Below are 26,053 nucleotides of genomic sequence, written 5' to 3'. Positions count from 1 at the left end.
GTGCTTGCTCCAGAGCAAGCAAATGTCCTACTTTTTTTGATGAGATCTTGAAAGAAATTGACTTGCACCGCACCTGATTACGGTTCAAGCAGCCTCCATCAACTCCCGCTAACCTGCGGGAGCCGCCCAAACAAAAGAAGACGCTCATGGCCCGAGATACCACCGACCAGACGCCGGTAACCTCTGTCGCTGACCTGACCGCCTACCTGGCAGAAGGTTCGAAACCGGAGGAGCGGTTCCGGATCGGCACGGAGCACGAAAAGTTCGCCTTCTTTAAGGCGGACAACAGCCCCGTCCCCTATTTCGGCGAGGCCAGCATCCAGGCGCTTCTGAACGGCATGGCGGCGAAAAGCGGCTGGGAACCGATCATCGACGAAGGCAACATCATCGGCCTTGCCGAACAGTCGGGCAATGGCGCGATCTCGCTGGAACCGGGTGGACAGTTCGAACTTTCCGGCGCGCCGCTCGAAAACCTGCACCAGACCTGCAAGGAATCGAACCAGCATCTGGCGGTGCTGCGCGAAGTCGCCGAGCCGCTGGGCATCCGCTTCCTCGGCATCGGCGGCAGCCCCAAGTGGACCTTTGATGAGACCCCGCGCATGCCGAAATCGCGCTACGGCATCATGAGCCGCTACATGCCGAAGGTCGGCACCCAGGGCCTCGACATGATGTATCGCACCTGCACGATCCAGGTGAACCTGGACTTCTCCTCGGAAGAGGACATGCGCCGCAAGATGCAGGTGTCCTTGAAGCTGCAGCCACTCTCGACCGCGCTGTTTGCAAGCTCGCCCTTTACCGACGGCAAGCCGAACGGGCTTCTCTCCTGGCGCGGCGACATCTGGCGCGACACCGACAACCAGCGCGCCGGCCTGCTGCCGTCCGCCTTCCGTCCCGATTTCGGTTTTGCCGACTACGTGGAGTGGGCGCTCGACGTGCCGATGTACTTCGTCGTGCGCGACGGCCACTACCACGATTGCACCCACATCACCTTCCGCCAGTTCATGGGCGGCGCACTCAAGGGCGAGGTCGCCGACTGGCAGCCGAACATGGGCGACTGGACCAACCATCTCTCGACGCTGTTCCCCGACGTGCGCCTGAAGCGCTTCCTCGAAATGCGCGGCGCCGATGGCGGCCCGTGGCGGCGGATCTGCGCGCTGCCGGCCTTCTGGGTCGGCCTGCTCTACGACCGCGAGGCGCTCGACGCCGCCGAAGCACTGACGCGCGACTGGACCTTCGAAGAGGTGAGCGCCATGCGCAACGCCGTGCCGGCTCAGGCGCTTGCCGCCAAGTTCCGCACCGGCACGCTTTACGACGTTGCCCGCGAGGTCATCTCCATTTCGCGCGGCGGTCTGAAGCGCCGCAACAGGCTGAACGGCGATGGTATCGACGAAAGCCAGTTCCTGGCGCCGCTCGACGAGGTGCTGGCCAAGAAGGCAACGCTCGCGGAAGACCTTTTGGCGCTCTACAATGGCCGCTGGAACGGCTCCGTAGACCCGGTCTTTGCCGAGTACCAGTATTAAGGCCCGGACAGGGGCGCAGCGCTCGTCGCGGCCCTCTCAAAAAGCGGTTCCCAGTCCCTGATTTCCCGTTATAGTGCAAGGATATGCGTCGCTTAGAGCGCCGCGCGTCCATAAAGGGGAACTGGGATGGCACCGCTTTTCGACATGTTCGCGCAGGCGCAGAACGGCAAGGCCATCGAGCTGATGGCGCAACAGTTCGGCATCGCCCAGGAGCAGATGACGAAGGCGACGGCGGCGCTGCTGCCGGCCTTCTCGGCGGCCTTCAAGCGCAACACTGCCAACCCCTACGACTTCGGCGCCTTGCTGACGGCGCTCGGCAGCGGCAACTACGCCAAATACTTCGAAGACATGAGCCAGGCCTTCACGCCGCAGGGCATGGCCGACGGCAACGGCGTTCTCGGGCAACTGTTCGGCTCGAAGGAAATGTCGCGCGCGATCGCCGCGCAGGCGGCCCAGGTCACCGGCGTCAGCCAGGAGATCTACAAGCAGATGCTGCCCGTGATGGCCGATACGCTGATGGGCGGGCTGTTCAAGCAGACAACCGGGCAATTTGCCGCCGCAAGCGATGCCTTTGCCAACAACCCGATGGCGACCGCGATGCGGCAATGGATGGAAGCGGCCGGTTTCGCCAAGAAGCCGGAACCGCAGCCGAACCCGTTCGACAACCCCTTCACCCAGGCGATGCAGGGCTTCTTCGGCATGGCCCCGAAGAAGGAAGAGAAGCCGAAGACAGCCGACGTCTTTGCCGACAACCCCTTCGTCAAGGCGTTTCAGGACATGATGCAGGCGGGTGCCGCCGGCGCGCAGAAGCCGGCACCCGACAATCCGGCGCTGGCTCAATTCTCCCAGGTCATGAACAGCATGTTCGACACCGGGCTGGAGATGCAGAAAGAATACCAGAAGAACGTCGAGGCGCTGTTCGACCTTTACAAGACCGGCCCCGGCACGAAGAGCTGAGGCCAAGCCTCCCTGTCAGCACACCCCGCGCCTCCATCGGACGCTGCGATCGCCTGCAAGTGCGGGCGTCAGCGCGTTGTTTCGAACAGCTTCGGAAAGAAAAAGGCCCGGTGCATGTCTTGGTCATGCACCGGGCCAAGCGGCAGGGTCTATTGGCTCTACCCTGCGGGGAACGTTTGGGCGCGCGACCGTTGAGGTCAGCGGCACCGAATTTCGCAGCATGACCCGCGGCGGCGGCAGGCTTTCGCGGATCATGCTCGACTGGCACATCTCAAGCGGCGGGATGCGCCATTGGGGACGATCAGTCGTGGCGGGTCCCTTTGTAGAAGAGGCTCGCCCGGTTTCGCGACGCGCGTGTCAGGTAACTCGCCGGATTGTCGAAGAAGGGCGAGGTAATCGCCTCGCGCACATCTTCGCGTTTCAGCCCCATGTCGAGGAGCTGGCGGTCATCCAGGTCGTTCAGACGGCCGATCGCATAGCGATTTCGGAGGAGCTGCCATACGGACGTTAGCATGCCTGTCACGCCGACGGCGCGGGAGGCATAGGACTGCGTTCCGGCAACGAGGTCGAGATCGAGGGCGTGCTGTGTCGTGCGCATGACAATTTCTCCTTTCAGGCACGAAGAGGCCCATCCTCTGCGGGGAGATCAAACGCAGGGGCGGGCCAAAGAGTTTGGGATTCGCCGGCGAAATTGCCGGCCGGGGATCGATGAATTTGCTTCCGATAGATCGCAAATCCTTATTGATCAGTCCAACGAATGTTTTTAATGATATTCATCAAACAATCTTATGGATGCATCACGGCCATGTCCGCACCCCTTGATATCGATCAGCTCCAGACCTTTGTCGCGATCGCCGATACGGGCAGCTTCACCAAGGCGGCCGACCGGGTCTTCAAGACCCAATCCGCCGTTTCCATGCAGATGCGCCGCCTGGAAGAGCGCATCGGCAAGGCGCTGTTCATGAAGGACGGCCGCGGCAACCGGCTCACGGTCGAAGGCGACCGGCTGCTCAATTTCGCGCGCCGGATGATCCGCCTCAACAACGAGGCGATCGCTTCCTTCGACGACAATCGCCTCGAAGGCACGCTCCGGATCGGCACGCCAGACGATTACGCCGACCGCTACATGCCCGAGATCATCATGCGTTTTGCCAAGACGCATCCGAATGTCGAGCTTTACATCATCTGCGAGCCCTCCGTGGACCTCGCCGAGAAGATGGCCAAGGGCGACCTCGACATCGCGCTCGTCACGCACAATCCGCGTGCCCGCGCGTCGGACGTGGTGCGGACCGAACCGCTCTGCTGGGTGAGCTCGATCAACCACCCGCTGCCCGAGAACGCACCGATCCCGCTTGCTGTCGGCCGGCGCGACTGTCTGTGGCGCCAGGCGGCCTGCGCCGCACTCGATGCGACGGGTCGGGAGTACCAGATCCTGTTCACCAGCTGGTCGTCGACGGTCGTCGCCGCCGCGGTGCTGGCCGGCATGGCCGTCTCTGTCCTGCCGGAATCGGCGCTTCGTCCCGGCATGAAGGTGCTGACGCTTGCGGACGGCTTCCCGGCCTTGGCGCCGGTGCAGATCGGCATCATGAAGCGTCCGGGCCTTTCGCCCTCGCTTTCGAACGCGATCAGCAACCACATCACCGCCTGCCTCGACAACATCACGCCGATCAGCGCCAACGACGACCTCGAGGCCGACATCAAGGGCTTCCCGCGTTATCCGCGCCTCCGGCAGAGCCATATGCTGCCGGGCTGGTAAGAGCTGCAGAAAGCGGAAAAGGCCACGCACCAAGCCGGTGCGTGGCCTTTTTTTGTCCAGAGATCAGCACGCGGCCGAACTCGATACCAGTCTATTCGGCTGCCGCGCCGACGGCGTCGGCTTCGTAGCCGTGGGCCGCGTGAAGGGCGGCGCGCACACCGGCCTCATAGTCCGGGTGGACGCGCTTGAAGTGCGCAAGCTGGCGCTCGACGATCGGCCCCGGCACGCCGCCCATCGCCGCGGCGATGTTGGAGAACAGGCGCGCCTTCTGGCCGGCATCGAAGAGGTTGAAGAGTGCACGCGGCTGGACGTAGTCGTCGTTGCCTTCGCGGTGGTCGTAGCGGGCCATGTCGCCGCTGATGCGTAGCGGCGGTTCCATCGCGGAGGGCTGCTCGACCGGGCCGTTGAACGAATTCGGCTCGTAATAGGCACTCGGATTGCCGGTCTGAATGCCGCCGAACGTGTTCATCTGGCCATCGCGGTGATAGTGATGCACCGGGCATTTCGGCCGGTTGACCGGAATGTGCTCGTAATGCGTTCCGAGCCGGTAGCGGTGAGCGTCGGCATAGGAGAACAACCGGGCCTGCAGCATCTTGTCCGGCGAAAAGCCGATGCCGGGCACGATGTTGGACGGCGAGAAGGCGGCGTTCTCGACCTCGGCGAAATAGTTCTCCGGGTTGCGATTGAGCTCCAGCACGCCGACCTCGATCGGCGGATAGTCTGCATGCGGCCAGACCTTGGTGACGTCGAAGGGATCATAGGCCGTCTTCTCGGCTTCGAGCTCGGGCATGATCTGCACCTGCAGCGTCCAACGCGGATAGTTGCCCTCTTCGATCGCGCCATAGAGCGCTTCCTGGTAGCTTTCGCGCGTCCGGCCGATCACGTCTGCCGCCTCGGCGTTGGTGTAGTGCTTGTGGCCGTGCTGGGTCTTGAAGTGGAACTTGACCCAATAGCGCTCGCCGGCGTCGTTCCAGAACGAGAAGGTGTGCGAGCCGTAGCCGTTCATGTGCAGCGGCGACACCGGACATCCGCGATCGGACATCAGGATCGTGACCTGATGCAGGCTTTCCGGCGACAGCGACCAGAAATCCCACATCGCGGTCGCCGAACGCAGGTTGGTCTTCGGGTGGCGCTTCTGGGTGTGGATGAAGTCCGGGAACTTGTAAGCGTCGCGAACGAAGAAGATCGGCGTGTTGTTGCCGACGAGGTCCCAATTGCCCTCGGGCGTATAGAATTTCAGCGCGAAGCCGCGCACGTCGCGTTCGGCGTCGGCAGCACCCAGTTCACCGGCAACAGTCGAGAACCGCGCCAGCATCGGCGTCTCGGCGCCGGGCTGCAAAACCTTGGCCTTGGTGTATTTCGAGATGTCGCCGGTGATCTTCAGCGTGCCATAGGCGCCCCAACCCTTGGCGTGTACGGCGCGCTCGGGAATGCGCTCGCGGTTTTGATGCGACAGCTTCTCGATAAGCTGATAGTCCTGCATCATGACGCCGCCGCGCAGGCCGGCCGTCAGCGAATTCTGGTTGTCCGGCACCGGGGCTCCGGCACTCGTCGTCAATATGGGTCGATCAGACATCGCGTCCTCCTGTCAAAGGTTTCGCGTCCGGGTGGTCGCACAGGACCGACGGCAGCCGTGGCGACTGCCGGCCGCAAACTGCGCGGCGATCAAAGCCCGAACGCTCTGGCAAGAGGGTTTTCCCACGGCGCTTCGATAATCTCCAATTGCATAAAAATAAAAAATCGATAAGATTTTCCTATCATGCTTACACTCAGACAGATGCGCTATTTCGATGCGCTCGCCTCCGCTCGCCACTTCGGCAAGGCGGCCGAACTCGTCCATGTCAGCCAGCCGGCGCTCTCCGCCCAGATCATGGAAATGGAGAACCACTTGGGCGTGAAGCTGGTGGAGCGCAGCCGCAGCGGCGTTCTCTTGACCCGCAAGGGCGAAGAGGTTTTGGTCCGTACCCGCGCCATCCTCTCTGAGGTGGATCAGCTGGAGTTGAGCGCGCGCGCCAGTTCCGGCACGCTCGAAGGGCGGATCCGCATCGGCGTCATCCCGACGCTTGCCCCCTATCTCGTGCCGCGGCTGGTGCCGCACCTGCGCCAGGTCTACCCGGCAATCGAGATCGAACTGAAGGAATCGGTGACATCAAGACTGGTCGCCGATCTCGGCGAGGGCCTGCTCGACGCCGTCGTCGCCGCCTTGCCGATCGAGGCCGACGGACTTTCGACGAAGCCGCTCTTTTCCGACCGCTTCTACATGGCAATGGCGGACGACGAGCGAAACATCCTGATGTCGCCGCTGACTGAAGACCAGGTGGATGTCGAACAGTTGCTCCTGCTCGAAGAAGGTCATTGCCTGCGCGATCAGGCGCTCGCCGTCTGCAGCACGGCCGGCAAGCGCCGTCTCGTCTCGTTCGGCGCGACCTCGATGACGACGCTCCTGCAGATGGTCGCCAACGGCATGGGCATGACGCTCATCCCCGAGATCGCGATCGCGACCGAGGCGGCGCGCAACTCCATCCGCATCGTACCCTTCGCCGCGCCTGAACCGGCGCGCGAGATCGGGCTTATCTGGCGGCGCAGCAGCCCGCGCGAGCGCGACATGGAAGCGCTCGCATCGGCGATCAGCGGCTGCGCCGACGATATTCTCCAGGCGGCAGCGGCCTGAGCGTAGCAGCGCTCAGGCGAGCTTGGCCTTCAGGAACTCGACCGTCCGGCTCCAGGCGAGATCGGCCGCGGCCTTGTCATACCGCGCGGCCGAGGTGTCGTTGTTGAAGGCGTGGTTGACGCCATCATAGACATAGATCGTCGCGTCCTTGCCGTTGTCTTTCAGCGCCTTCTGGTAGGCGTCGATGCCGGCATTGATGCGTTCGTCGAGGCCTGCATAGTGCAGCAGCAGCGCCGCCTTGATCTTCGGCACGTCCTCGGCCTTGGGCTGCGCGCCATAATAGGCGACGCCAGCCTTCAGATCCGGGGATCCGACCGCGAGCCGGTTGACGAGACCGCCGCCCCAGCAGAAGCCGATGGCGCCGACCTTGCCGGTCGATTGCGCGTGTCCTTCCAGAAACGCCACGGTCGCCGCCGCATTCGCGGTCGTTGCCGCCGCATCGAGCGCACCGATCATCTCGCGCGCCTTGTCCTCGTCCGTCGGCGTGCCGCCCGCAGGCGACAGGAAATCCGGCGCCAGCGCCAGGAAGCCTTCGAGCGCCATGCGCCGCGCGACGTCGCGGATATGCGGGTTCAGCCCGCGGTTCTCATGGATGACGATGACCGCCGGCAGCTTGCCGCTCACCTCTGCCGGACGAACGAGATAGCCTTTCATATCGCCGGCAGCGCCGGGATAGGTGATGTCCTCGCCGGTCACGCGGGTGTCGTTTGCAGCCACGATCTCCGCCTTGGCACCATTGGCCGCCAGCAGCGGCGCGATCGCCGCGGCCGCAGCCGCGGAACCGGCGAGACCGGTGAGCTTTTCCATGAAGCGACGGCGATCGAGGGTCAGATGCGTGTACTCGTCGTAGGCGTCGATCATCGCCTGCGTGATTTTCGGTTCCTGCATGCCAGCCTCCTTCGGTTCTTATCTCCCGCGGCGGCAGACAGAACCGCCCGCGACAGAATAGGTCGGCGGGCGGTCTGGAACATACAAACTTGCGTTACTGCCGCGTGTTTCCTTTCGCCCTCACAGGTCGAGGGTCCCACGCACACCGATCAGCCGTTGAGGTCGAGCACGATGCGACCGTCGATCTTGCCTTCCTCCATGCGCTTGAAGATGGCGTTGATGTTCTCGATCTTGTCCCAGGTGAAGTGCGAGGCGACCTTGCCTTCACCGGCGAACTCGAGCGATTCCTCCAGATCCTGCCGCGTCCCGACGATCGAGCCGCGGATGGTGATGCGCTTCAGAACCGTATCGAAGATTGGCAGGCACATCTGGCCGGGCGGCAGGCCGACCAGCGCCATGGTTCCCTTGCAGCGGAGCATGTTGAAGGCCTGCTCCATCGCCTTGGGCGCGACGGCCGTCACCAGGGCACCATGCACGCCCCCGGTCGCATCTCGCACCTGCTCGACCGCATCCTTGTCGCGCGCATCGACGACGAGGTCGGCACCGAGTTTTCGGGCAAGCTCCAGCTTGTCCGGGAAGATATCGACGGCGGCGACATGCATGCCCATGGCCTTGGCATATTGCACCGCCATGTGCCCGAGTCCGCCGATGCCCGAGATCAGCGCCCATTCGCCCGGACGCACTTCGGTTTCCTTCAAGCCCTTGTAGACGGTGACGCCGGCGCAAAGGATGGGGGCCGCGGGCCCGAATTCGAGCTTTGCCGGCAGGCGGCCGACGAAGTCAGGATCGGCGAGGCCGTATTGCGCAAACGTGCCGTTGACGGAATAACCGGTGTTCTGCTGGCTGCCGCAGAGCGTTTCCCATCCGGTGCGGCAAGGCGTGCAGCCGCCGCAGGCGGTGTGCAGCCACGGAACGCCGACGCGGTCGCCTTCCTTCAGCCGCGCAACGCCGCTGCCGAGCTTGGCGACATAGCCGACGCCTTCATGTCCGGGGATGAAGGGCGGCTTCGGCTTGACTGGCCAGTCGCCGTTGGCGGCGTGCAGGTCCGTGTGGCAGACGCCCGTCGCCTCGTATTTGATCAGCACCTGGCCGGGACCCGGCTCCGGTATCGGCACATCCTCGATTACCAGCGGCTTGCCGAATTCGCGCACCACGGCGGCTTTCATCGTTGCGGTCATCTCGTCCTCCGATGCGTTGTTGCCCAACGCCGGAGAGACTACGCGCAAAAGCGGCATCGGGTAATTGATACGCATCAAGACGGGAAGATGAAGGCGCAGACTGTCTCAGATCTGCGTCAGAATGGCGGTGCGCCTATCCGGATCAGCTCATCGCCATCCAGACGGCAAGCCACACCCACATCGCAAACAGCGTTGCGCAGCCGCCCATGAACAGCGGGCGCCGGTAGCGGAGGCGATTGCTGGTGACATGCACGAAGGCGTGCACATAGCGCAGGGCAACGAAGAGCCAGGCAAGAGCGAGGGAGACGATGTTGTCGGCCTCGGTGATGTAGAGCAGCACGCAGCAGAGGTAGAAGAGAACCGGCAGCTCGAACTGGTTGGCGATGCTGTTCTTCACCACCAGGCTTTCGCTCGGCTCGTCACGGTTTTCGCGAAACTGGCCGGCATTCGCCTTACCGGCGCGCACCAGGCCCATCCGGCGGAAGGAGAGAAGAGCATAGAGGCAGAAGACGAGGAAGACATGCGCCACGATCGGCCAGAAAATCTCGAAACCCGTCATTACGCTACTCCCTCAAACACGCTTACTCTGAAATAGCGAAGGGCGCCGCGCGATGGCGCGGCGCCCTTCGAATGCAATCGCAATCAGTGCGCGCCCGGGTAGTTCGGGCTTTCGCGAGTGATCGTCACGTCATGGGCGTGGCTTTCGCGCAGGCCTGCGCCGGAGATGCGCACGAACTGGGCGCGCTCCTGGTATTCCTTGATCGTCGGGCCGCCGACATAACCCATGGAGGCCTTGAGGCCGCCCGCGAGCTGGTGCAGGACGCCTGCGACCGGACCCTTGTAGGGGACCTGGCCTTCGATGCCTTCCGGGACTAGCTTCAGCGTGTCGCGCACTTCCGCCTGGAAGTAGCGGTCTGCCGAGCCGCGCGCCATGGCGCCAACGGAGCCCATGCCGCGATAGGCCTTGAAGGAGCGGCCCTGGTAGAGGAACACTTCGCCCGGGCTTTCATCGGTGCCGGCAAGCAGCGAGCCGATCATGACGGCCGAAGCACCGGCAGCGATCGCTTTGGCAAGGTCGCCAGAGAACTTGATGCCGCCATCGGCGATGACAGGAATGCCGGCCGCCTGGGCGGCTTCGACGGCGCCCATGATCGCAGCGAGCTGCGGCACGCCGACACCGGCGACGATGCGCGTGGTGCAGATCGAGCCCGGGCCGATACCGACCTTGACCGCATCCGCACCGGCATCGATCAACGCCTTGGTGCCGGAGGCAGTCGCGACGTTGCCGGCCATGATGCGAACCGAGTTCGAGAGTTTCTTGACGCGGGCGACCGCGTCGAGAACGCGCTGCGAGTGACCATGGGCGGTGTCGACGACGATCAGGTCGACGCCGGCATCGATCAGTCGCTCGGCGCGCTCAAAGCCGTCATCGCCGACCGAGATGGCGGCGGCGGCACGAAGGCGGCCCTGCGCATCCTTGGAGGCGTTCGGGTTCAGCTGTGCCTTCTCGATATCCTTGACGGTGATGAGACCGACGCAACGGCCGTCGCCGTCGACCACGAGCAGCTTTTCGATGCGATGGGCGTGCAGCAGGCGCTTGGCTTCCTGCTGGTCGACGCTTTCCTTGACCGTGACCAGGTTCTCATGGGTCATGAGTTCGTGGATCTTCTGGTTCGGATCAGAGGCGAAACGAACGTCGCGGTTGGTGAGGATACCGACGAGGCGGCCCTGCTTCTGGCCACCGGCACCGCCGTTTTCAACGACCGGGATGCCGGAAATGCCATGCTGCTTCATCAGGCCGAGCGCATCGGCGAGCTTGGCGTCGGGACCGATGGTCACCGGATTGACGACCATGCCGCTTTCGAACTTTTTGACCTGGCGAACCTCTTCGGCCTGCTCGGCCGGCGTCAGGTTGCGGTGGATGACGCCGATGCCGCCGGCCTGCGCCATGGCGATTGCGAGACGCCCTTCGGTCACCGTGTCCATGGCCGACGACAGGATCGGCAGGTTCAGGTCGATGTCCTGGGCAATGGTGGTCGCGATGTTGGTCTGACCCGGCATGACTTCGGAATGCCCGGGCAGGAGCAGGACGTCGTCGAAGGTCAAAGCCTCCAGACCAGTTGCCGTTTCGATGATGCGCGCCATGGCCAATTCCCTTCAAATAGCGAAAATCCCCGGGGACGGGCTGCGATTTGTCCACCGGGCGACTTCAAAGCGTGTCTTGGAAGTTGGCGAGGGCTCGTAACACGGATATGTCAGGATGAAAATAGCCAAAGCCGGGAAATGTCCCGCCGTCGGCCGATATTTGTTGCAGAGCAGCAATTTCGCGCGAAGAGGCGCGGCAACCGATCAGATATCGAGCTGATAGCTTGCAGGCACGAAACGGTAACCCTCGCCCTGCTTCTCGACGAAACCGACCGCAGGAAACGGCATGTGGTAGCCGATAAAGGGCAGCCGTTCGCTGGCGATCATGTCGAACACCCGGCGGCGCGTCTCTGCTGCCTTCGCCTTGTCCATGTCGAAGCGCACTTCCCAGGCCGGCCGCTGCAGCGACAACACATAGTGGTTGGCGGTATCGGCCGTCAGCATCAGCGCCTTGCCGTCGGAATCGAGACGGAACACCATGTGCCCCGGCGAATGGCCGAAGGCGGCAATGGCCGAAATGCCCGGAACGACCGCGGCACCGTCGCCGATGAAGGTGGTCTTTTCCGCAAGCGGCACGACCTTTTCCAGCACAGCCTTGTGACCGTTTTCTGCTGGCGTGCCGGCGCGCGCCGGATCTTTCCAGAAGGCGTATTCGACTTCGCCCATCACATAGCGGGCATTGGCGAAGGCCGGTTTTTCGGCCTCCATGAGGCCGCCGATGTGATCGCCATGCATATGGGTTACCACGACAACCGAGACCTGCTCTGGCGAATAGCCGGCAGCGCGGATCCCGTCGAGCAGGCGGCCAGCGCCGGTCTCCCGACCGCCCTCGCCCATGCCGGTATCGAAGAGCACGAGGTCCGATCCGGTATCGACAAGAACCGGCGAATAGCTGTTGAGCAGCGCATCGGTCGGCAGGAAGTTCTGCTGCAGCAGTTCGGCCACCGCCTGTTGCGGCTGGTTGGTGCCGTAGGTCTCGTGCGGCTTGTCGCTGACGCGAGTGCCGTCATTGACGACAACGATCTTGAACGCGCCAAGCTTGAGCATTCTTGTCGGAGGGCTGGCTTTCATGCCGGTGTTTTCCGATTTTTCCTGAGCGACTGCAATGCCCGTCATCAGCGAGGGCGCTGCGAGCACGCCGAGCGTTCCCGCTCCCATCAAGGTCCTGCGCTTCATCGACATTTCACTCATGGTTCGTTTCCGCTTTCTGTTGGATCCGTTGCCATCGGCGGCAACTCGGCCAGAACTAGCGTCTTGACAGCAAAGGCCAGTCGGGATCACAGGCTTTTGATCCGCAATCACCGGTTTTGCCCCGACAAAAGCCATGGCCGGTATTATTAGCTTCTGCTTATCGCTGACCGTCCGAAGCATCGTTTCATGAACCGTATCGTCCCGATGATCCTTGCCGTCGCTCTTTTCATGGAGCAGATGGACTCGACCGTGATTTCCACGTCGCTGCCGGCAATCGCCCGCGACATCGGCGTCGGGCCGATCACGCTGAAGTTGGCGCTGACCGCTTACATGGTGGCGCTGGCGATCTTCATCCCCTTGAGCGGCTGGATGGCCGACCGCTTCGGCGCCAAGAGGATCTTTCGCGCGGCGATCCTGGTCTTCATTGCCGGATCGATCTTCTGCGCCATTTCGAACAGCCTGCCCGCCTTCGTCTTCTCCCGGTTCCTGCAGGGAATGGGCGGCGCGATGATGACGCCGGTCGCTCGCCTCGTGCTGGTTCGCGGGACACCGCGCAGCGAACTGGTGTCGGCCATGGCACTGTTGACGATCCCCGCGCTCGTGGGTCCGCTTGCCGGACCGCCGCTCGGTGGCTTCATCACCACCTACTTCTCCTGGCACTGGATCTTCCTGATCAACGTGCCCGTGGGCATCGCCGGCTACATCCTGTCGGGCATCTACCTGCCGAAGATGGAGCCGCTCGATCCGCCGCCGGTCGACGTGCTGGGCTTCCTGCTCGGCGGGATTGCTGCCTCCGGCATCGTCTTCGGCCTGTCGGTGATCAGCCTGCCTGCCCTGCCCCCCGTTGTCGGCATCGCCTCGGTAGCGATCGGCCTTGTTTCGGCCCTGCTCTACATCCGCCATGCGCGGCGTCATCCGGCCCCGGTCCTCGACCTGAAGCTCTTCCGCGACAACGCCTTTCGCGCCGCTTCGATCGGCGGCACGATCTTCCGCATCTCGGTCGGCGCCGTTCCCTTCCTGATGCCGCTGATGCTGCAGGTGGGGTTCGGCCTCAATCCGTTCCAGTCCGGCCTCATCACGTTCATCGGCGCGGTCGGCGCGATTACCACGAAGTTCTACGCGCGGCGCGTTCTGGCCTTTGCCGGCTTCCGTACCACGCTCATCATCGCTGCGATCATTGCGGCGATCACCACCTTCGCCAACGGCTTCTTCACGCCGGAGACGCCCTATCTGGTGCTGATCACTATCCTCCTGATCGCCGGCTTTGCGCGCTCGTTCTTCTTCACCAGCGTCAACGCGCTGTCTTTTGCCGATATCGACGATGCGGATGCCAGCAAGGCGACCTCGATGAGCGCGGTGCTGCAACAGATCAGCCTGGCGCTCGGCGTTGCGGTCGCCGGCGCGATCCTCGAAATCGAGACGAAGCTCAGCGGCGGCCCGTTGCAGCTCGACGATTTCCACACCGCTTTCATGATCATCGCCGCCGCCAACCTGATCGCGGCGATCCCGTTCCTCACCATGGCGAAGAACGCCGGCTCCTCCGTGTCGGGACACCGGCTGCCGGCGCGCGAAGTCGAGACGGCTGCGGGGAAATGATCCCTTGGGCACCGACTGATCGACGGTGCCTTCCCAGCAACGGTGCCGGCCTTAGTAGTTGGCCAGCCACTGTTCGGCGCCCAGGTCTCCAAACCGGGGCTTCACCCCAAGGAGCGGCGCAGACCGACCGATGATCGACTTGACCATCGGAGCGGCGTTGGCCGCGGCCGTCCGCCCGCCGTTTTCTCCGGTTTTCGGCGCGTCGATGATCGACAGCACGATGTATTTGGGCTTATCCATCGGGAAGGCCGCAAGGAAGGCGTTGAAGTTGATGTCCTTGGCATAGCGGCCGTTGATGACCTTGTCGGCCGTGCCGGTCTTGCCGCCCACATGGAAGCCTTCCACCTGCGCCCGCCTGCCGGAGCCCTTCACGCCGTTCCAGTTGTAGAGGAAGCGCATGTCGGCGCTGGTCGTTTCCTTGATCACCCTTTGCGAGACGAACTTCGTTTCCTCCGGCGAGCGCGGCAGGAAGGTCGGCGGGATCAGGTGTCCGCCATTCATCAGCGCCGCGGCAGCAACGGCCGTCTGCAACGGCGTGGTCGCCACGCCGTGACCGAAGGAGATTGTCACCGAATTGATCTTCTTCCACGTGCGCGGCTGGGTCGGGATGGCGACCCCCGGCATTTCGGTTTGCATGCGGGACAGGAGGCCCATCTTCGTCAGGAACTGCTGGTGACCTTCGATTCCAACCATGTCGGCAACCGCCGCGGTGCCGATGTTGGAGGAGTACTGGAAGACCTCCGGGATCGATAGCGGGCGGTTCTTGCCCTTGAAGTCCTTGATGGTGAAGCCGCCCATGCGGATCGGCCGCGACGCGTCGACGACCGAGTTCAGGTTGACCTTGCCCGCGTCGAGGCCCATCGCCAGCGTGAAGCTCTTGAAGGTCGAGCCCATCTCGAACGTGGCGTTGCTCATCCGGTTGAACCAGCCCTTTTCGTACTCCTTGTCGATGCCGCCGCCAGGCAAGGTTCGCGAGGGTTCGTTCGGATCGTAGTCGGGTACCGAGGCCATGGCGAGCACCTCACCGGTCTCTGCATCGAGAACCACTGCGCCGGCCGCCTCGGCCTCATAGTCGGTCATCGCGTTGGCGACCACTTCGCGCACGATGTTCTGGACGCGCAGATCGATCGACAGCCGCACAGGCTCGAGCGAGGCGTTGCTGGTAAGGCCAGCGGCCCGCAGATCGGCAAAGCCCTGCTGGTCGAGATAGCGCTCGATGCCGGCCAGCCCCTGGTTATCGACATTGACGTGACCGAGGATGTGCGAAGCGGTGACGCCGCCAGGATAGAAACGGCGCTTTTCCGGGCGGAAGCCGATGCCGGGAATGCCGAGCGCCAGAATGTCCGACTGCTGCTTCGGCGTGAGCTGGCGTCGCAGCCACTGGAATGCCGATCCGGACTGGAGCTTGCGATGCGTATCGCGCCAATCGAGATTGGGAATCACGGTCGCGAGCTTCTCGACGACCTCGTCGGCGTCGACGATCTTGCGCGGCTCCGCATAGAGCGACATCGTGTTGAGATCGGTCGCCAAGAGATGGCCGTTGCGGTCGACGATATCCGGGCGAGAGGCGATGACATGGCCGCTGCCGCCGATCGACGCGGTTTCGGCCGGCGCCGACAGGCCATATTGAACCAGCCGCCCGCCGACCACGAGAAAGACGACGGCAAAGCCGGCGATCAGGATCCCCACGCGCTGCCGCGCCTGGTTCCTGCGGCCGGCGCTGGTACCGATGATCACCCCCGGCTTGCCGGCACCATTCCTCTTGACGGAAAAATGCGCGCGGCTTCTGAGCCGAACGGCAAGCGAAATCATCGACATCCAGGTACTTCCACATGCAGCCAACCGGGCACGTGCTCGACCCGTCGCCAATCGTCGATCGGCAGCCAGCGCTCGGTGAAATTTAAAACCTTAGGAGGTCCTAATGGACCAGATAGTAACACCAGAGTTGCACTCAACTGGTTAATGGCCGATTAACCACGATGCGCCGTCTTTGGGGGGGACCGGGTTTTGGAGGGCGATCAGGAGTGCGGCCGATCGGCACAAGCCGGCCTGGCGCCGTGGCGCCTGCGTGCTTTCGCCATCAGGACATCGTTGGAAACTCGGCGCCCGAGCGGCAGGTTACTCCGGCCGCTCGCAGACGGCGGCGATCTTGTTGCCGTCGTGATCGCGAACCCAGGCACCATAAAAATTTGCGTGAAACGGGCGTAGGCCCGGCGCACCCTCGTCCGTGCCGCCATTGGCAAGGGCTGCGGCATGAAAAGCGTCGACGGCGGCGCGGGTCTCAGCTGCAAGCGCGATGCTCACGCCATTGCCATAGGTGGCGGGCGCGCGGTTGAAGGGCGTCACCACCCAAAAGCGGATGCGATCGCCCTCAGCGCCATAGCCGATCTCGGTCTCGTCCTGGCGCTGCCGGCGGTAGCCAAGGGTCGGCATTACCGCATCGTAGAACGCGCCGGCGCGTGTCAGATCGTTGCTGCCGACGGTGACGTAAAGGAGCATGTTATTTGGCCGCTTCGTCTTCGGTTTCCGTTTCGCTGCCGGCCTGCTGGCGCCCCTTGAAATCCTTGGCAAGCAGGAACATCTCGACCGATTCGGCGCGCGAGGAGGCCGGCTTCACATGGATGACCTGACGGAAATTCTGCTTGAGCATGTTGAGCAGCTCGCGCTCGGTGCCGCCCTGGAAGGTCTTCGCCAGGAAGTGCCCGCCCTTGGCCAGCACGTCGACGGCGAAATAGGCCGCGACCTCGCACAGATGCATGGTGCGCAGGTGGTCGGTCTGGCGGTGGCCGGTCGTCGGCGCCGCCATGTCGGAGATCACCAGATCAGGTGTTCCGCCGATCGCTTCCATCAGCTTGCCCGGCGCTTCCGGATCGAGAAAGTCCATCTGAAGGATGCGCACACCCGGAAGGGGATCGACCTCCAGGAAGTCGATCGCCGCAACGCGCGGATCGGTATCGGTGGAGTTGGTGACCTTGGCGGCAATCTGCGACCAGCTGCCGGGGGCAGCGCCCAAGTCGATGATGCGGCGCGCGCCCCTCAGGATCTTGTGCTTCTCATCGATCTCCAGGAGCTTGAACGCCGCGCGGGCGCGGTAGCCCTCGAGCTGCGCCCGCTGCACATAGGGGTCGTTGATGTGGCGCTCGATCCAGCGGCGGGAGGATGCCTTGAGCTTGCCCTTCTTGACCTTCTGGCCAAGCTTGCGGCCGCTGCGGTTGGCGCCGACGGGGGGTTTCGTCATGGTTTGTTTCCTTCGTGGCTGCCGGAGGCATTGGAACCGCGCTGGTGGCGGCGCGGCCGCGAGCGGCGCCAGGCGCCGTCGTCCGCCATCATATCGGTGAGCAGGCCTTCGCGCAGGCCACGATCGGCGACCCGCATGCGGGTCGACGGCCAGCGCCGGCGGATCGCTTCGAGGATAGCGCAGCCGGCAAGCACCAGATCGGCACGATCAGGGCCGATGCAGGGATTGGCGGCGCGCGCGTCGAAATCCCAGGAGAGAAGCCGCGCCTGCATGGCCGAGACTTCGTCGTCCGTCAGCCACAGGCCATCGACGCGGCGGCGATCATAGCGCGGCAAGTCGAGATGCACGCCGGCAAGCGTCGTCACCGTGCCTGACGTGCCGATCAGGTGGAAACCGCTGCCCGACGTGCCGTTCGCCAGAGCTTCGACAGGCGGGCTGTCGAAGCGGGAAAGCATGCCTTCCACTTCCTGCACCATCGCCTCGAAACTTGCCGGCGTCACATGCTGGCCGCCATGACGCTCCGAAAGCGTCACGACGCCGACCGGCAGCGAGGTCCAGTGGGTGATGTGGTTGGCGAGCCGGTTCGAGCGCGAATCACCGATGCGGATGACGGCGATCTCGGACGAGCCGCCGCCGATATCGAAGAGCACGACCGAGCGCGTCTCGCGATCCACCAGCGACGAGCAGCCGGAAACGGCAAGCCGTGCCTCGGTTTCGCGGTTGATGATTTCGAGATCGAGACCGGTTTCGCTCGCAACCCGCTCAAGGAAGCTTTCACCGTTTTCAGCCGCGCGGGCAGCCTCCGTCGCAATCAGGCGGCTGCGGCGAATGGTACGGGCGCCGAGCTTCAACGCGCAGATCTTCAGCGCCTCGACGGCACGCTCCATCGCCTCGTCCGACAGCCGGCCGCTGGCACCGAGCCCTTCGCCGAGACGGACGATGCGCGAGAAGGCGTCGACCACCCGGAACTGGCCGGGACGGGTCGGCTGAGCGATCAACAGACGGCAATTGTTGGTGCCGAGATCAAGTGCGGCATAGAGCGGCGCAGGCGGTTCGCTAGCAGCGATATAGGGTGCACGCGGTTGTTCGCCGCGATTGCCCGAACGCGGCTGTGCGCCCGCCTGACCGCCGCCGGCGGCAGAAGTCTGCCGCGCATTGCCGCCGCCATCGGCGCCACGCTGCTGCGCCGGCTGGCGCTCGCCGCTCGTCAGCGGGCGCCCCTGGAGCCCGCGGCGGTGCTTGGCCTTCTTGCTGCGCTTGTGGCCCTTGCGTTCGCCAAGCGACGCATCGACGACCTGAACGCCGCTGCTTTGCGACGCGGATCCGGCCTGAGCCTGCTGTTTTGCTGATTTCGAACGACGCCGCCGCTTGCGCTTGCGCGCCGGCTCCGTTTCGTTCTCTCCTGCGGGACGCCCTGCCAAACCGGCTGCGCCGGACTGGCTGGCAATTGCAGACGGCGAAGCAGACGACTTGCGTCGTTTACGCTTGCCCTTGCCGTTGCGCGGACCGAGCTTCGATCCATCACTGCGGCCTGCTGCCGACGCCCCGGATTCGGACGGCTTATCGCCGTGATCGGGGTCTTTCACTTGTTTCAACCATGGCGCCGCGCAAGGCCTTAGGGCCGCTCAAGGCGCTCTCTCGATTTTTCGTTGGCGCGACTGTACCAGCGCAACCCCCATTCGCCAAACTTTTTTTGAGAACCGGCTTGTGCACAACAAAGGCGTCGGGCGCCCGAACCCAGCAAACACACCGGGTTGAGCACCTGGGTCCCTGTTCCGGCCACCCTCGATGGCTGCGATCTCACTTCAGCCGCGATTTTTTTTGCAAAAGGTATTTGCATCAGCCGCCGATTTGTTTATAAGCCCGCCAACCACACCGACGGGCTTCGCTCCGACGGCGGCTTTGGGGAATAGGTTAACGGTAGACCCACGGACTCTGACTCCGTTAGTCCTGGTTCGAATCCAGGTTCCCCAGCCAATCTTCTCTCTTTAAATCCTTGATTTTCAGATCGCGCTGGATGTCGCTTTGACATCATTGGCGGCCCGATACGGCGCCGAAATCCCTGCCCACCGTAAGCTCCGTCACCTCTGAGGTAGGAATATTAGGATATTCTGCCCCATGGTCGCTTGCCTATGCGTGGCAAATGGAGTGGGATGTGGTCAACTCGGCTGACGTTGGGCGATGGCGAGAATGAAGGGGTCCGATTCGCAAATTCAGCTCGGCGGCGAAAGGCGCCAGGTGACGGCGGTTTTCTACGATATCGTCGGTTCGACCGAGCTGTTGCTCAGCAACGACCCGGAGAAATACCTCCGCTCCATCGCCAGTCTCCACAACAGTTCGGAAGACATCATTCGTCGCCATGGGGGCAATCTTAGCCGGCGGCTTGGCGACGGCGGATGCGGCTACTTCGGCTATCCGGCGCAGGTCGAGGACGCAGCCGAAATGGCCGTCCAGGCGGCTCTGGAGCTCATTGAGATGGCGACCCGGCAAAGCCACCGCCCGCGCACGGTACCCTTCAAGTTGCGCGTCGGTGTCGCAACCAGCGTCGTCGTCCTCTCCTCCGACGGCAAGGATATTGTCGGCACCGCACCGATACTGGCGGCGCGGCTTCAGGCGGAAGCGCAGCCTGATACGGTCCTTGTTGCCGAGGCAACCTACCAGCTCACCCGAAACAGGTTCGACTATACTTTCTTGCGCGACGCCGCTCTCAAGGGCTTCTCTGAACCGTCGGCGTTGTGGCAGCCTCTTGCCAGAAGCCCTGGATCTCTCCGCGACCGGTCGAACCCGGCGCGCGGCGCGCCGATGGGCGGGCGCGAGAAAGAGCTGGCGCGGCTCACGATCGAGTGGAACGCCGCATGCAGCGGCACTGGCAGATCGGTCGCCGTGACCGGGGAAGCCGGTATCGGCAAGTCCCGGCTCGTCGCCGAACTGCGCCGCTCGCTCGGGCGCGAAAACGATGCCGATATTCTTCTGCAATGCGATGCACGGATGACCGGCGAGCCCATGCAGCCGCTGATCGGCTTTCTGGAAGCAAGCGTGGGAAAGGATGTCCTGCAGCGCGGCAACGCACCGCAGCTGCGGGAGGCCCTGCACGGCATCGGGCTTCCCGTCGATGAGCGCGCGGCGCGCGCGATCGCCACGTTTACCGGCGGCGATTCGCGACGCAAGGCCGGCAATATCCAGGTTGCCGATCTCTCCGGCGAGGCGTTCCGAAAGGATGTCATCCGGGCGGCCGTGCAGATCCTGTGTGCTGGCGACGCGGCCAAGCTCATCGTGATCGAGGACGTGCACTGGGCCGACAGCATGACCCTGACGATGCTCGAGCACCTGGTGAGCCACGCTCGCCATCGTCCGGTTCTCGTGGTCCAGACCTCGCGTGGACCGACGGCGGTTGCAGCCGCCGAAAGCCTGCCCCTCCAAGGCCTCGGAACCGCGGCGATGAAGAGCCTAGTCGCCTCCGTATGGGGCGGCGCGCCACCCGCAGGCCTAGTGTCCTTCATTCTGCAGCAATGCGACGGACTGCCGCTTTATGCCAAGGAGCTCGCGCTTCTGCTTCGGAGCCGGCATTCCGTCGCGCCTGCCGCCGCCAGCTGGACGAAGCTGCTCGTCGAAGAAGGCGTTTCGTCGCTGAACGATCTCCTAGCCGTCAAGCTTGCGAAGGTTGGAAGCGCCCGCCGCGTTGCCCAACTGGCAAGCGTCATCGGCAGGGAGTTCAGCGTCAGCCTGCTCAATCGGCTGCTCGATGGCGCGGCTGCAGCGTCGCTCGAAGCGGACCTTGCCGCACTCGTCGCGCATGGCGTGATCGAACAAGGCGCCACATCCAACGACGCCTTCCAGTTCCGCCACGTGCTGCAGCATGAGGCGACCTATGGCAGCCTGCTTCGCACCGACCGGCGCAGGTTCCACAAACGCATCGCCCAATTGCTAAGCGAGGAGGACGTGCCGAGCGTGCCGCCAGCCGTGGCCGCCTGGCAATGCGCCGAAGCTGGCCTCCATCTCCAGGCGGCGCAATTTGCAATGAAGGCGGCGGAGGCGTGCGTCCTGCGATCGGCGATGCGCGAGGCCCGCCAGTCGCTCGATCTTTGCGCCCGCGAGATCGCGGCGATGCGGCGGCACGCGGATCGCCGTCAGTTCCTGCTGGACCTGCTGCAGCTTCAGGGCGTCGTGGCGACGGCGCTCGAGGGCGAAGGGTCGCAACTGGCCCGCCGGACCTACGCGCGCGCCATTTCACTGCTCAAGCGCGACGGCTCCGCCAACCGCGAAGAGCGCCTGCCGCTCTATTGGGGCTGGTGGTTCACCGCTCCGAACATTTCTCTGCAACAATCGCGGGCGCGCGTGCTGGTGAGCGACATGGAGGGCGCCCGGGATCCCGAAACGCGGCTTCAGGCTTATCATTGCGGCTGGGCGACGAGCTTCCATGCAGGCCATCACGACTACTGCCTGGACTGCGTCGGCAAGGGCATCGCCCTATATGACGCGGAACGGGCGCTTCGCAATCGCGCCTTCTACGGCGGCCACGACGCCAAGGTCTGCGGCCTTGGTGAAAGTGCCTTGTCCTACCTTCTGACGGACGCGCACGAACCGAGCGAGGCGGCCATCCGGCAATGCCTAGAGTGGGCCGACAGGACGGAGCATGTCGGCAGCATGGTGCATGCGCTCTACTACGGAATCGTGTTGCGTCGCTGCCAGCAGCGATATGAAGACGTGCACAGCCTCGGCGAACGCATGCTGGCGCTCGCCGACGAAAATGGCCTGGTGGCGAGCCAGGCGCGCGCCAATATGTATTGCGGCTGGGCGGAAGCCATGGCCTCGTCACCGGAGCGGGGCGCTGCGCGCTTCGAGGAAGGGCTGCGCCTCCAGAAGCTCACGGGGACCGACGACAATCTGTCGATCCACAGCGACATGCACTCCGAGATCCTGGAACGCATGGGAGATCCCGGAGCGGCGGTCGTCCCGATCGAGAACGCCATCGCGCTTGGCCGCAAGAGCGGCCAATGGTTCTGGCTTGCGGAGCTCTACCGGCGAAGGGCGCATCTGCGGCTGGCGCTCGGCGACGCTCCTGCGCGGGCACGGCGCGACCTGCGATATGCCTTGCAATCGGCCGAGACGCAGGGCGCCGAATGGCTGGCCAAGCGCGCCGGGCACGATTTGCGACATCACTTCGGCTAGTCGGCGATGGCGAGCGTTCCGATCCAGGACCGATCGCTCGAGGGCGTGCTGAACGCCCCCTCCCCAGCCCCTCCCGACACCTGGCAAACCGTGGAGAAAATTCTCGCCCTGCGACGGGATTTCGGGATCACCCGGCTCGGATCGGTAACCGGGCTCGATCGGATCGGCATACCGGTCGTGCAGGTGGTCCGCCCGGCCTCGCGCTCGGTTTCTGTCAATCAGGGCAAGGGCCTCAACTATGCCCAAGCCGCCATTTCCGGCCTGATGGAATCGCTTGAAGGATGGGCATCGGAGCGCATACCGGCGGAGCGCGCGTGGCGGGCCAGCCTTGCGGACATGAATGCTGACGGGATGTGGTCGCATCTCCATCCGGCTGCAACGCCGCCGGCCGACAGCAACGATCTCGCCTGGATTTCAGGCTGGGATCTGATCTCCGGCTCTTTCCGACCCGTGCCGCTGGCGGCGGTCGACACAAATTACGTCATCCCCTCTCCGCATCCGCACTGGCTTCAACGCAACACCACCGGGCTTGCCGCAGGCACGAGCCTGCAGCAGGCACTGATTCACGGCTGCCTTGAGATCCTCGAACGCCACGCGCATCATCTGGCCACCCGGCGGCCGCACTTCTTCGACCGCTACCAGATCGGTGTCGACACCATTGGCGGAGGCAAATCCGGCGAAATCCTTGGCCGGCTGCGCCAGGCGGGGCTGGCTGCGGGCGTATGGGCGTTACCAAGCCCGAGTGGCCTGCCGGCCTATTGGTGTCATGTCATGGAAGACCCGGCGCGGGTTCCGCTGGCCCCCTTGCCGGCGTCTGGCTTCGGCTGCGACATCGATCATGACCGCGCCCTTGCCAAGGCTCTTCTCGAGGCGTGCCAGTCGCGCCTCGGCGCCATCGCCGCGACCCGGGAAGACGTGATTGGCCGCTTCTACGCCCCACCGGAACGAAGCGAACTGATCGCCTGGTTCGAAACCCTGTCGCGCGGCGGTCTGCCCTTTCCCGAAAATGAGCCTGCGCACGGGGGCGAAAACCCGTTACCGGCCATTCTCCAGGCGATGCTCGCCTCTGGTGTCAAAGCGGTTGTCGTCGTGGTCCTGTTCTCGGACGAAGCGCTCCCTCTGCATGTGGTCAGGGTGGTTGCCCCGCCCCTGGAGGTGAGCATTGAGGAGTGAGACGATCGTCTTCCTCGGACCAACGCTGAGTGCCGCCGAGGCGCGAGCACAGCTCGATGCGACCTATCTTCCGCCCGCCGGGCAAGGGGACGTCGTGCGCGCCGTGCTGAAACATCGCCCGGCGGTGATCGCGATCATCGATGGCGAGTTTGCGCAGCGGCCAGCGGTCCGGCACAAGGAGATCCTCTGGGCCTTGGCAAAGGGCGTGTATGTCTGCGGCGCATCCAGCATGGGCGCCGTCCGCGCGGCGGAACTCAGCGACGAAGGAATGATCGGCTATGGCTTCGTCTACCGTTGGTATCGGCGCACGAGGCTTGCCGACGACGCCGACGTCGCTGTGGCGATGGCGCCGCCCGAACTGGGTTCAAGAGCTCTCACCGAAGCCCTCATTGACATCAGACTGACACTGAAACAGTCTGAACGAAGGGGCATCATCACACACGAACTGCGCGTTGCACTTGAACAGGCGGCACGATCGCTTCATTATTCCGAGCGCAGCTACAGCACCATCCTCGACAGTGTCAGGAATAATAACAACGACCTTGATATTGAGCGATTAAGACGTCATCTCGCAATCGGATTACCGAGACAGAAGAAACTTGACGCGATCGAACTACTAAAAGCGATCTCCACCTTTAAACTTCGGCGCAAAGGCCCGGACAAAAGCAACGCGTTCGAGATGACCGAGGCTTTTGCATACGATCTTCAATACGCTGAGCTGCTCGATGAAATATTCCGAGCGGATTAGTACGAACAAGTTAATCGAATTTTGCAATCACAGGTGATATTGAAACCGCGAGGGAGGCCAACATGGATGCCGCCGCTCACACGTCCGACGCCGACCCGGGCAGAGCCGCTTCACCGCGTCTCGGAACGCGCTTTCTTGTCTTTCCGCAACCCCCATACATTCCAGGTTACGAGAAACCCGAGGTGGTCTGGCTCGCCCCTTCGGCAGGCGGAATTGCGGCCGGCCCGTCCGACCGGCGCATGTATGTCGCCGATCCGCTCGAAGCCAAGAGGCCCTATGCCTACCCTATCCTGCCGCCCTATGCCGGCGCACTCTGCCCGCCGGTGGAACCGGACGCTGACGGACATTTCGATTACATCACGCCGGACTCGCCTGCCTTTCTGGCGACACACAGCTTTGCCTGCGCACGGCGCGTGCTGGATATTTTCGAGGGCTATGTCGGGCGCGAAATCAGATGGTTCTTCGAACCGACCCTGAGCCGGCTGGAGATCATTCCGCACATTGCCGACTGGGACAACGCACAATCGGGCTTCGGCTTTGTGGAATTCGGGGAAAGCGAACCCGAGAGGGTAACATCGCGATTCGCGCTCAATTTCGATTCCGTCGCCCATGAGATGGGCCACCTGATCCTTCTCAGCGAACTGGGCCTGCTTGAGGGCGACGGCGCCGGCAGCGAGTTTTTTGCCTATCACGAGGCGGTCGCCGACTTCGCATCGCTGCTCGGCTTGCTGCATTTCGATACAGCCGCGGATCGCATCCTGCGCCGCACCGGAGGCAACCTTTTGATCAACAACGAACTCGATCGCTTCGCCGAGCTCAGCGACGAAAGGCAGATCCGCACCTTCAATAATTCGCTGCGCGCGGGCGACGTCAGCCATGAAGTGCACGATCATTCCAAGCCATTTGCCGGAGGGCTCTTCGACTGCTTGGTCGAGGTCTATCAGACACTGCTCTTCGAGCGCGGACTTTCCGACCTCGATCCTCGCCAGTTCGGCAACCTGCGCCAGCAACTGGCACCAGAGATCATCGAAGCGACACTGCGTCCGTCAAGGGCGGACTACGAGCTGAAGCACTTTGCCAGCAAGGCTGCCCTAGAAGAGGCACGGGACATCGTCGGCGAGAGCGTCGTTCGCTCCTGGCGGTTTCTGGAACCCGACGACGTCACCTTCGAAGCGGCAGCGGAAGCCTTTTTGACGGCAGCCGATCGGGGGCGTGGTCGAGCCTATGTCGAACAATTCGAAGACTGCATGCGGTGGCGTGAAATTCTTTGGTGAAACGGAGGGAATTGTGATGACCGATGTGAGCGTACCTGCACCTGCCAAATCAGGCCCATACCACGCAGAAGCGATCATACTATACGGCGTGAAACTGAATGCCACAGAAGACTATGGCAGCTTCGATATGAGTCAGGGCTCCAATGCCGAATTGCGAGTTCAGCTATTCAGGGCGGGCGACGCGCAAACCAAACAGAAATACTCGGTTGTGTTGGCCTATGGTTATGCCTTCGAAGGTCATTGCTACAGGTTCGACGCAAATCGTATTTTCATCGTCACAGGCCCCGCAGGCGAGCCAGCTGTTGGCTGCGGCTTTGATGCTTTGCCGGGTGCGAAAGAATCGGATCCCTCCTATCAGATGTGGCGGATACGAGCTTCGACCGATCTACTCGAAGTCGCTGTCAACTTTGACGACGCAAAGACCCTCATTCTAGACGCGAACCTACCCGGCAAAAGATCACCGACCTCGTATGCCATCACGCAATCCATGGCACACCGCAACGGTCGCCTTTCTCGCGACTAGTCGCATTCGCCTTTGCCTGTGAAAGG

At 63.4% G+C, this 26,053-nt stretch carries 21 protein-coding genes and 1 tRNA gene; 11 read left to right on the top strand and 11 right to left on the bottom strand.

From position 1 onward, the window contains the following. Window positions 1-146 precede the first annotated feature (146 nt). Entirely contained in the window at window positions 147-1,520 is a 1,374-nt protein-coding gene (locus IB263_RS03575) for a glutamate--cysteine ligase (RefSeq protein ID WP_034800925.1), read from the top strand. 126 nt (window positions 1,521-1,646) lie between these two features. Beyond that, window positions 1,647-2,477 carry a DUF937 domain-containing protein gene (locus IB263_RS03570; RefSeq protein WP_090294898.1) on the top strand — a complete coding sequence of 277 codons (831 nt, stop codon included), beginning with the start codon at window positions 1,647-1,649 and terminating at the stop codon, window positions 2,475-2,477. Between the two features lie 301 nt (window positions 2,478-2,778). Here IB263_RS03570 and IB263_RS03565 read toward each other — a convergent pair whose 3' ends face one another. After that, entirely contained in the window at window positions 2,779-3,075 is a 297-nt protein-coding gene (locus IB263_RS03565; protein ID WP_192437612.1) for a DUF1127 domain-containing protein, read from the bottom strand. Window positions 3,076-3,282: 207 nt separating this feature from the next. Between IB263_RS03565 and IB263_RS03560 the strand changes: the two genes are divergently transcribed. After that, window positions 3,283-4,233: a LysR substrate-binding domain-containing protein gene (locus IB263_RS03560; RefSeq protein ID WP_034800917.1), complete on the top strand. Its 951-nt coding sequence runs from the start codon at window positions 3,283-3,285 to the stop codon at window positions 4,231-4,233. A 91-nt stretch (window positions 4,234-4,324) separates the two neighbouring features. On the opposite strand, the gene katA is transcribed toward IB263_RS03560, so the two are convergent. Further along, a complete protein-coding gene (gene katA / locus IB263_RS03555) occupies window positions 4,325-5,809 on the bottom strand; it encodes a catalase KatA (RefSeq protein ID WP_192437610.1) in 1,485 nt (494 codons plus the stop codon). Window positions 5,810-5,992: 183 nt separating this feature from the next. On the opposite strand from katA, the gene IB263_RS03550 reads away from it, so the two are divergent. Continuing rightward, window positions 5,993-6,904: a hydrogen peroxide-inducible genes activator gene (locus IB263_RS03550; protein WP_192437607.1), complete on the top strand. Its 912-nt coding sequence runs from the start codon at window positions 5,993-5,995 to the stop codon at window positions 6,902-6,904. 12 nt (window positions 6,905-6,916) lie between these two features. Here the strand turns inward: IB263_RS03550 and IB263_RS03545 are convergent, their stop codons facing one another. The 5 genes from IB263_RS03545 to IB263_RS03525 form a co-directional block, all read right to left on the bottom strand. Beyond that, on the bottom strand, window positions 6,917-7,792 hold the full coding sequence (locus IB263_RS03545) for a dienelactone hydrolase family protein (RefSeq protein WP_034800909.1): 876 nt from the start codon (window positions 7,790-7,792) through the stop codon (window positions 6,917-6,919). A gap of 149 nt (window positions 7,793-7,941) precedes the next feature. After that, entirely contained in the window at window positions 7,942-8,970 is a 1,029-nt protein-coding gene (gene adhP / locus IB263_RS03540; protein WP_192437605.1) for an alcohol dehydrogenase AdhP, read from the bottom strand. 142 nt (window positions 8,971-9,112) lie between these two features. Next, a complete protein-coding gene (locus tag IB263_RS03535) occupies window positions 9,113-9,529 on the bottom strand; it encodes an MAPEG family protein (RefSeq protein ID WP_112975961.1) in 417 nt (138 codons plus the stop codon). Window positions 9,530-9,612: 83 nt separating this feature from the next. Continuing rightward, window positions 9,613-11,115 carry an IMP dehydrogenase gene (gene guaB / locus IB263_RS03530; RefSeq protein ID WP_034800902.1) on the bottom strand — a complete coding sequence of 501 codons (1,503 nt, stop codon included), beginning with the start codon at window positions 11,113-11,115 and terminating at the stop codon, window positions 9,613-9,615. A 204-nt stretch (window positions 11,116-11,319) separates the two neighbouring features. Further along, window positions 11,320-12,306, bottom strand: coding sequence for an MBL fold metallo-hydrolase (locus IB263_RS03525; protein ID WP_246810950.1), 987 nt, complete (start codon window positions 12,304-12,306; stop codon window positions 11,320-11,322). 186 nt (window positions 12,307-12,492) lie between these two features. Between IB263_RS03525 and IB263_RS03520 the strand changes: the two genes are divergently transcribed. Next, window positions 12,493-13,902: a DHA2 family efflux MFS transporter permease subunit gene (locus IB263_RS03520; protein ID WP_034800899.1), complete on the top strand. Its 1,410-nt coding sequence runs from the start codon at window positions 12,493-12,495 to the stop codon at window positions 13,900-13,902. A 51-nt stretch (window positions 13,903-13,953) separates the two neighbouring features. On the opposite strand, the gene IB263_RS03515 is transcribed toward IB263_RS03520, so the two are convergent. From IB263_RS03515 to IB263_RS03500, 4 genes are all read right to left on the bottom strand, one after another. Continuing rightward, on the bottom strand, window positions 13,954-15,720 hold the full coding sequence (locus tag IB263_RS03515; RefSeq protein ID WP_060516465.1) for a penicillin-binding protein 2: 1,767 nt from the start codon (window positions 15,718-15,720) through the stop codon (window positions 13,954-13,956). Window positions 15,721-16,020: 300 nt separating this feature from the next. Next, complete coding sequence (locus IB263_RS03510; protein ID WP_060516467.1) at window positions 16,021-16,401, bottom strand: VOC family protein; 381 nt, start codon at window positions 16,399-16,401, stop codon at window positions 16,021-16,023. Window position 16,402: 1 nt separating this feature from the next. Then, window positions 16,403-17,140: an RlmE family RNA methyltransferase gene (locus IB263_RS03505; RefSeq protein ID WP_192437603.1), complete on the bottom strand. Its 738-nt coding sequence runs from the start codon at window positions 17,138-17,140 to the stop codon at window positions 16,403-16,405. Further along, window positions 17,137-18,726, bottom strand: a complete 1,590-nt coding sequence (locus IB263_RS03500) for a Ppx/GppA phosphatase family protein (RefSeq protein ID WP_192438003.1) — start codon at window positions 18,724-18,726, stop codon at window positions 17,137-17,139. The genes IB263_RS03505 and IB263_RS03500 overlap by 4 nt, the downstream gene beginning before the upstream one ends. A gap of 317 nt (window positions 18,727-19,043) precedes the next feature. Between IB263_RS03500 and IB263_RS03495 the strand changes: the two genes are divergently transcribed. The 6 genes from IB263_RS03495 (at window position 19,044) to IB263_RS03470 (ending at window position 26,027) form a co-directional block, all read left to right on the top strand. Then, window positions 19,044-19,117: transfer RNA gene (locus IB263_RS03495), tRNA-Gln, on the top strand. 213 nt (window positions 19,118-19,330) lie between these two features. After that, on the top strand, window positions 19,331-22,309 hold the full coding sequence (locus tag IB263_RS03490) for an AAA family ATPase (RefSeq protein ID WP_192437601.1): 2,979 nt from the start codon (window positions 19,331-19,333) through the stop codon (window positions 22,307-22,309). 6 nt (window positions 22,310-22,315) lie between these two features. Next, window positions 22,316-23,482: a YcaO-like family protein gene (locus IB263_RS03485; protein WP_112770517.1), complete on the top strand. Its 1,167-nt coding sequence runs from the start codon at window positions 22,316-22,318 to the stop codon at window positions 23,480-23,482. Further along, window positions 23,472-24,230 (top strand): TfuA-like protein, encoded by a 759-nt coding sequence (locus IB263_RS03480; RefSeq protein WP_112770518.1) that lies wholly within the window; start codon window positions 23,472-23,474, stop codon window positions 24,228-24,230. Before IB263_RS03485 ends, IB263_RS03480 begins: the two co-directional genes overlap by 11 nt. Window positions 24,231-24,292: 62 nt before the next feature. Next, window positions 24,293-25,504 carry a hypothetical protein gene (locus IB263_RS03475; protein WP_192437599.1) on the top strand — a complete coding sequence of 404 codons (1,212 nt, stop codon included), beginning with the start codon at window positions 24,293-24,295 and terminating at the stop codon, window positions 25,502-25,504. A gap of 16 nt (window positions 25,505-25,520) precedes the next feature. Next, entirely contained in the window at window positions 25,521-26,027 is a 507-nt protein-coding gene (locus IB263_RS03470) for a hypothetical protein (RefSeq protein ID WP_090294913.1), read from the top strand. Window positions 26,028-26,053: the final 26 nt, after the last annotated feature.

Origin of the sequence: Ensifer sp. ENS03, assembly GCF_014852035.1 — a bacterium.
GTDB lineage: Bacteria > Pseudomonadota > Alphaproteobacteria > Rhizobiales > Rhizobiaceae > Ensifer > Ensifer adhaerens.
The sequence above is the reverse complement of the archived record's forward strand: the minus strand, read 5'-3'. Positions and strand labels throughout refer to the sequence as shown.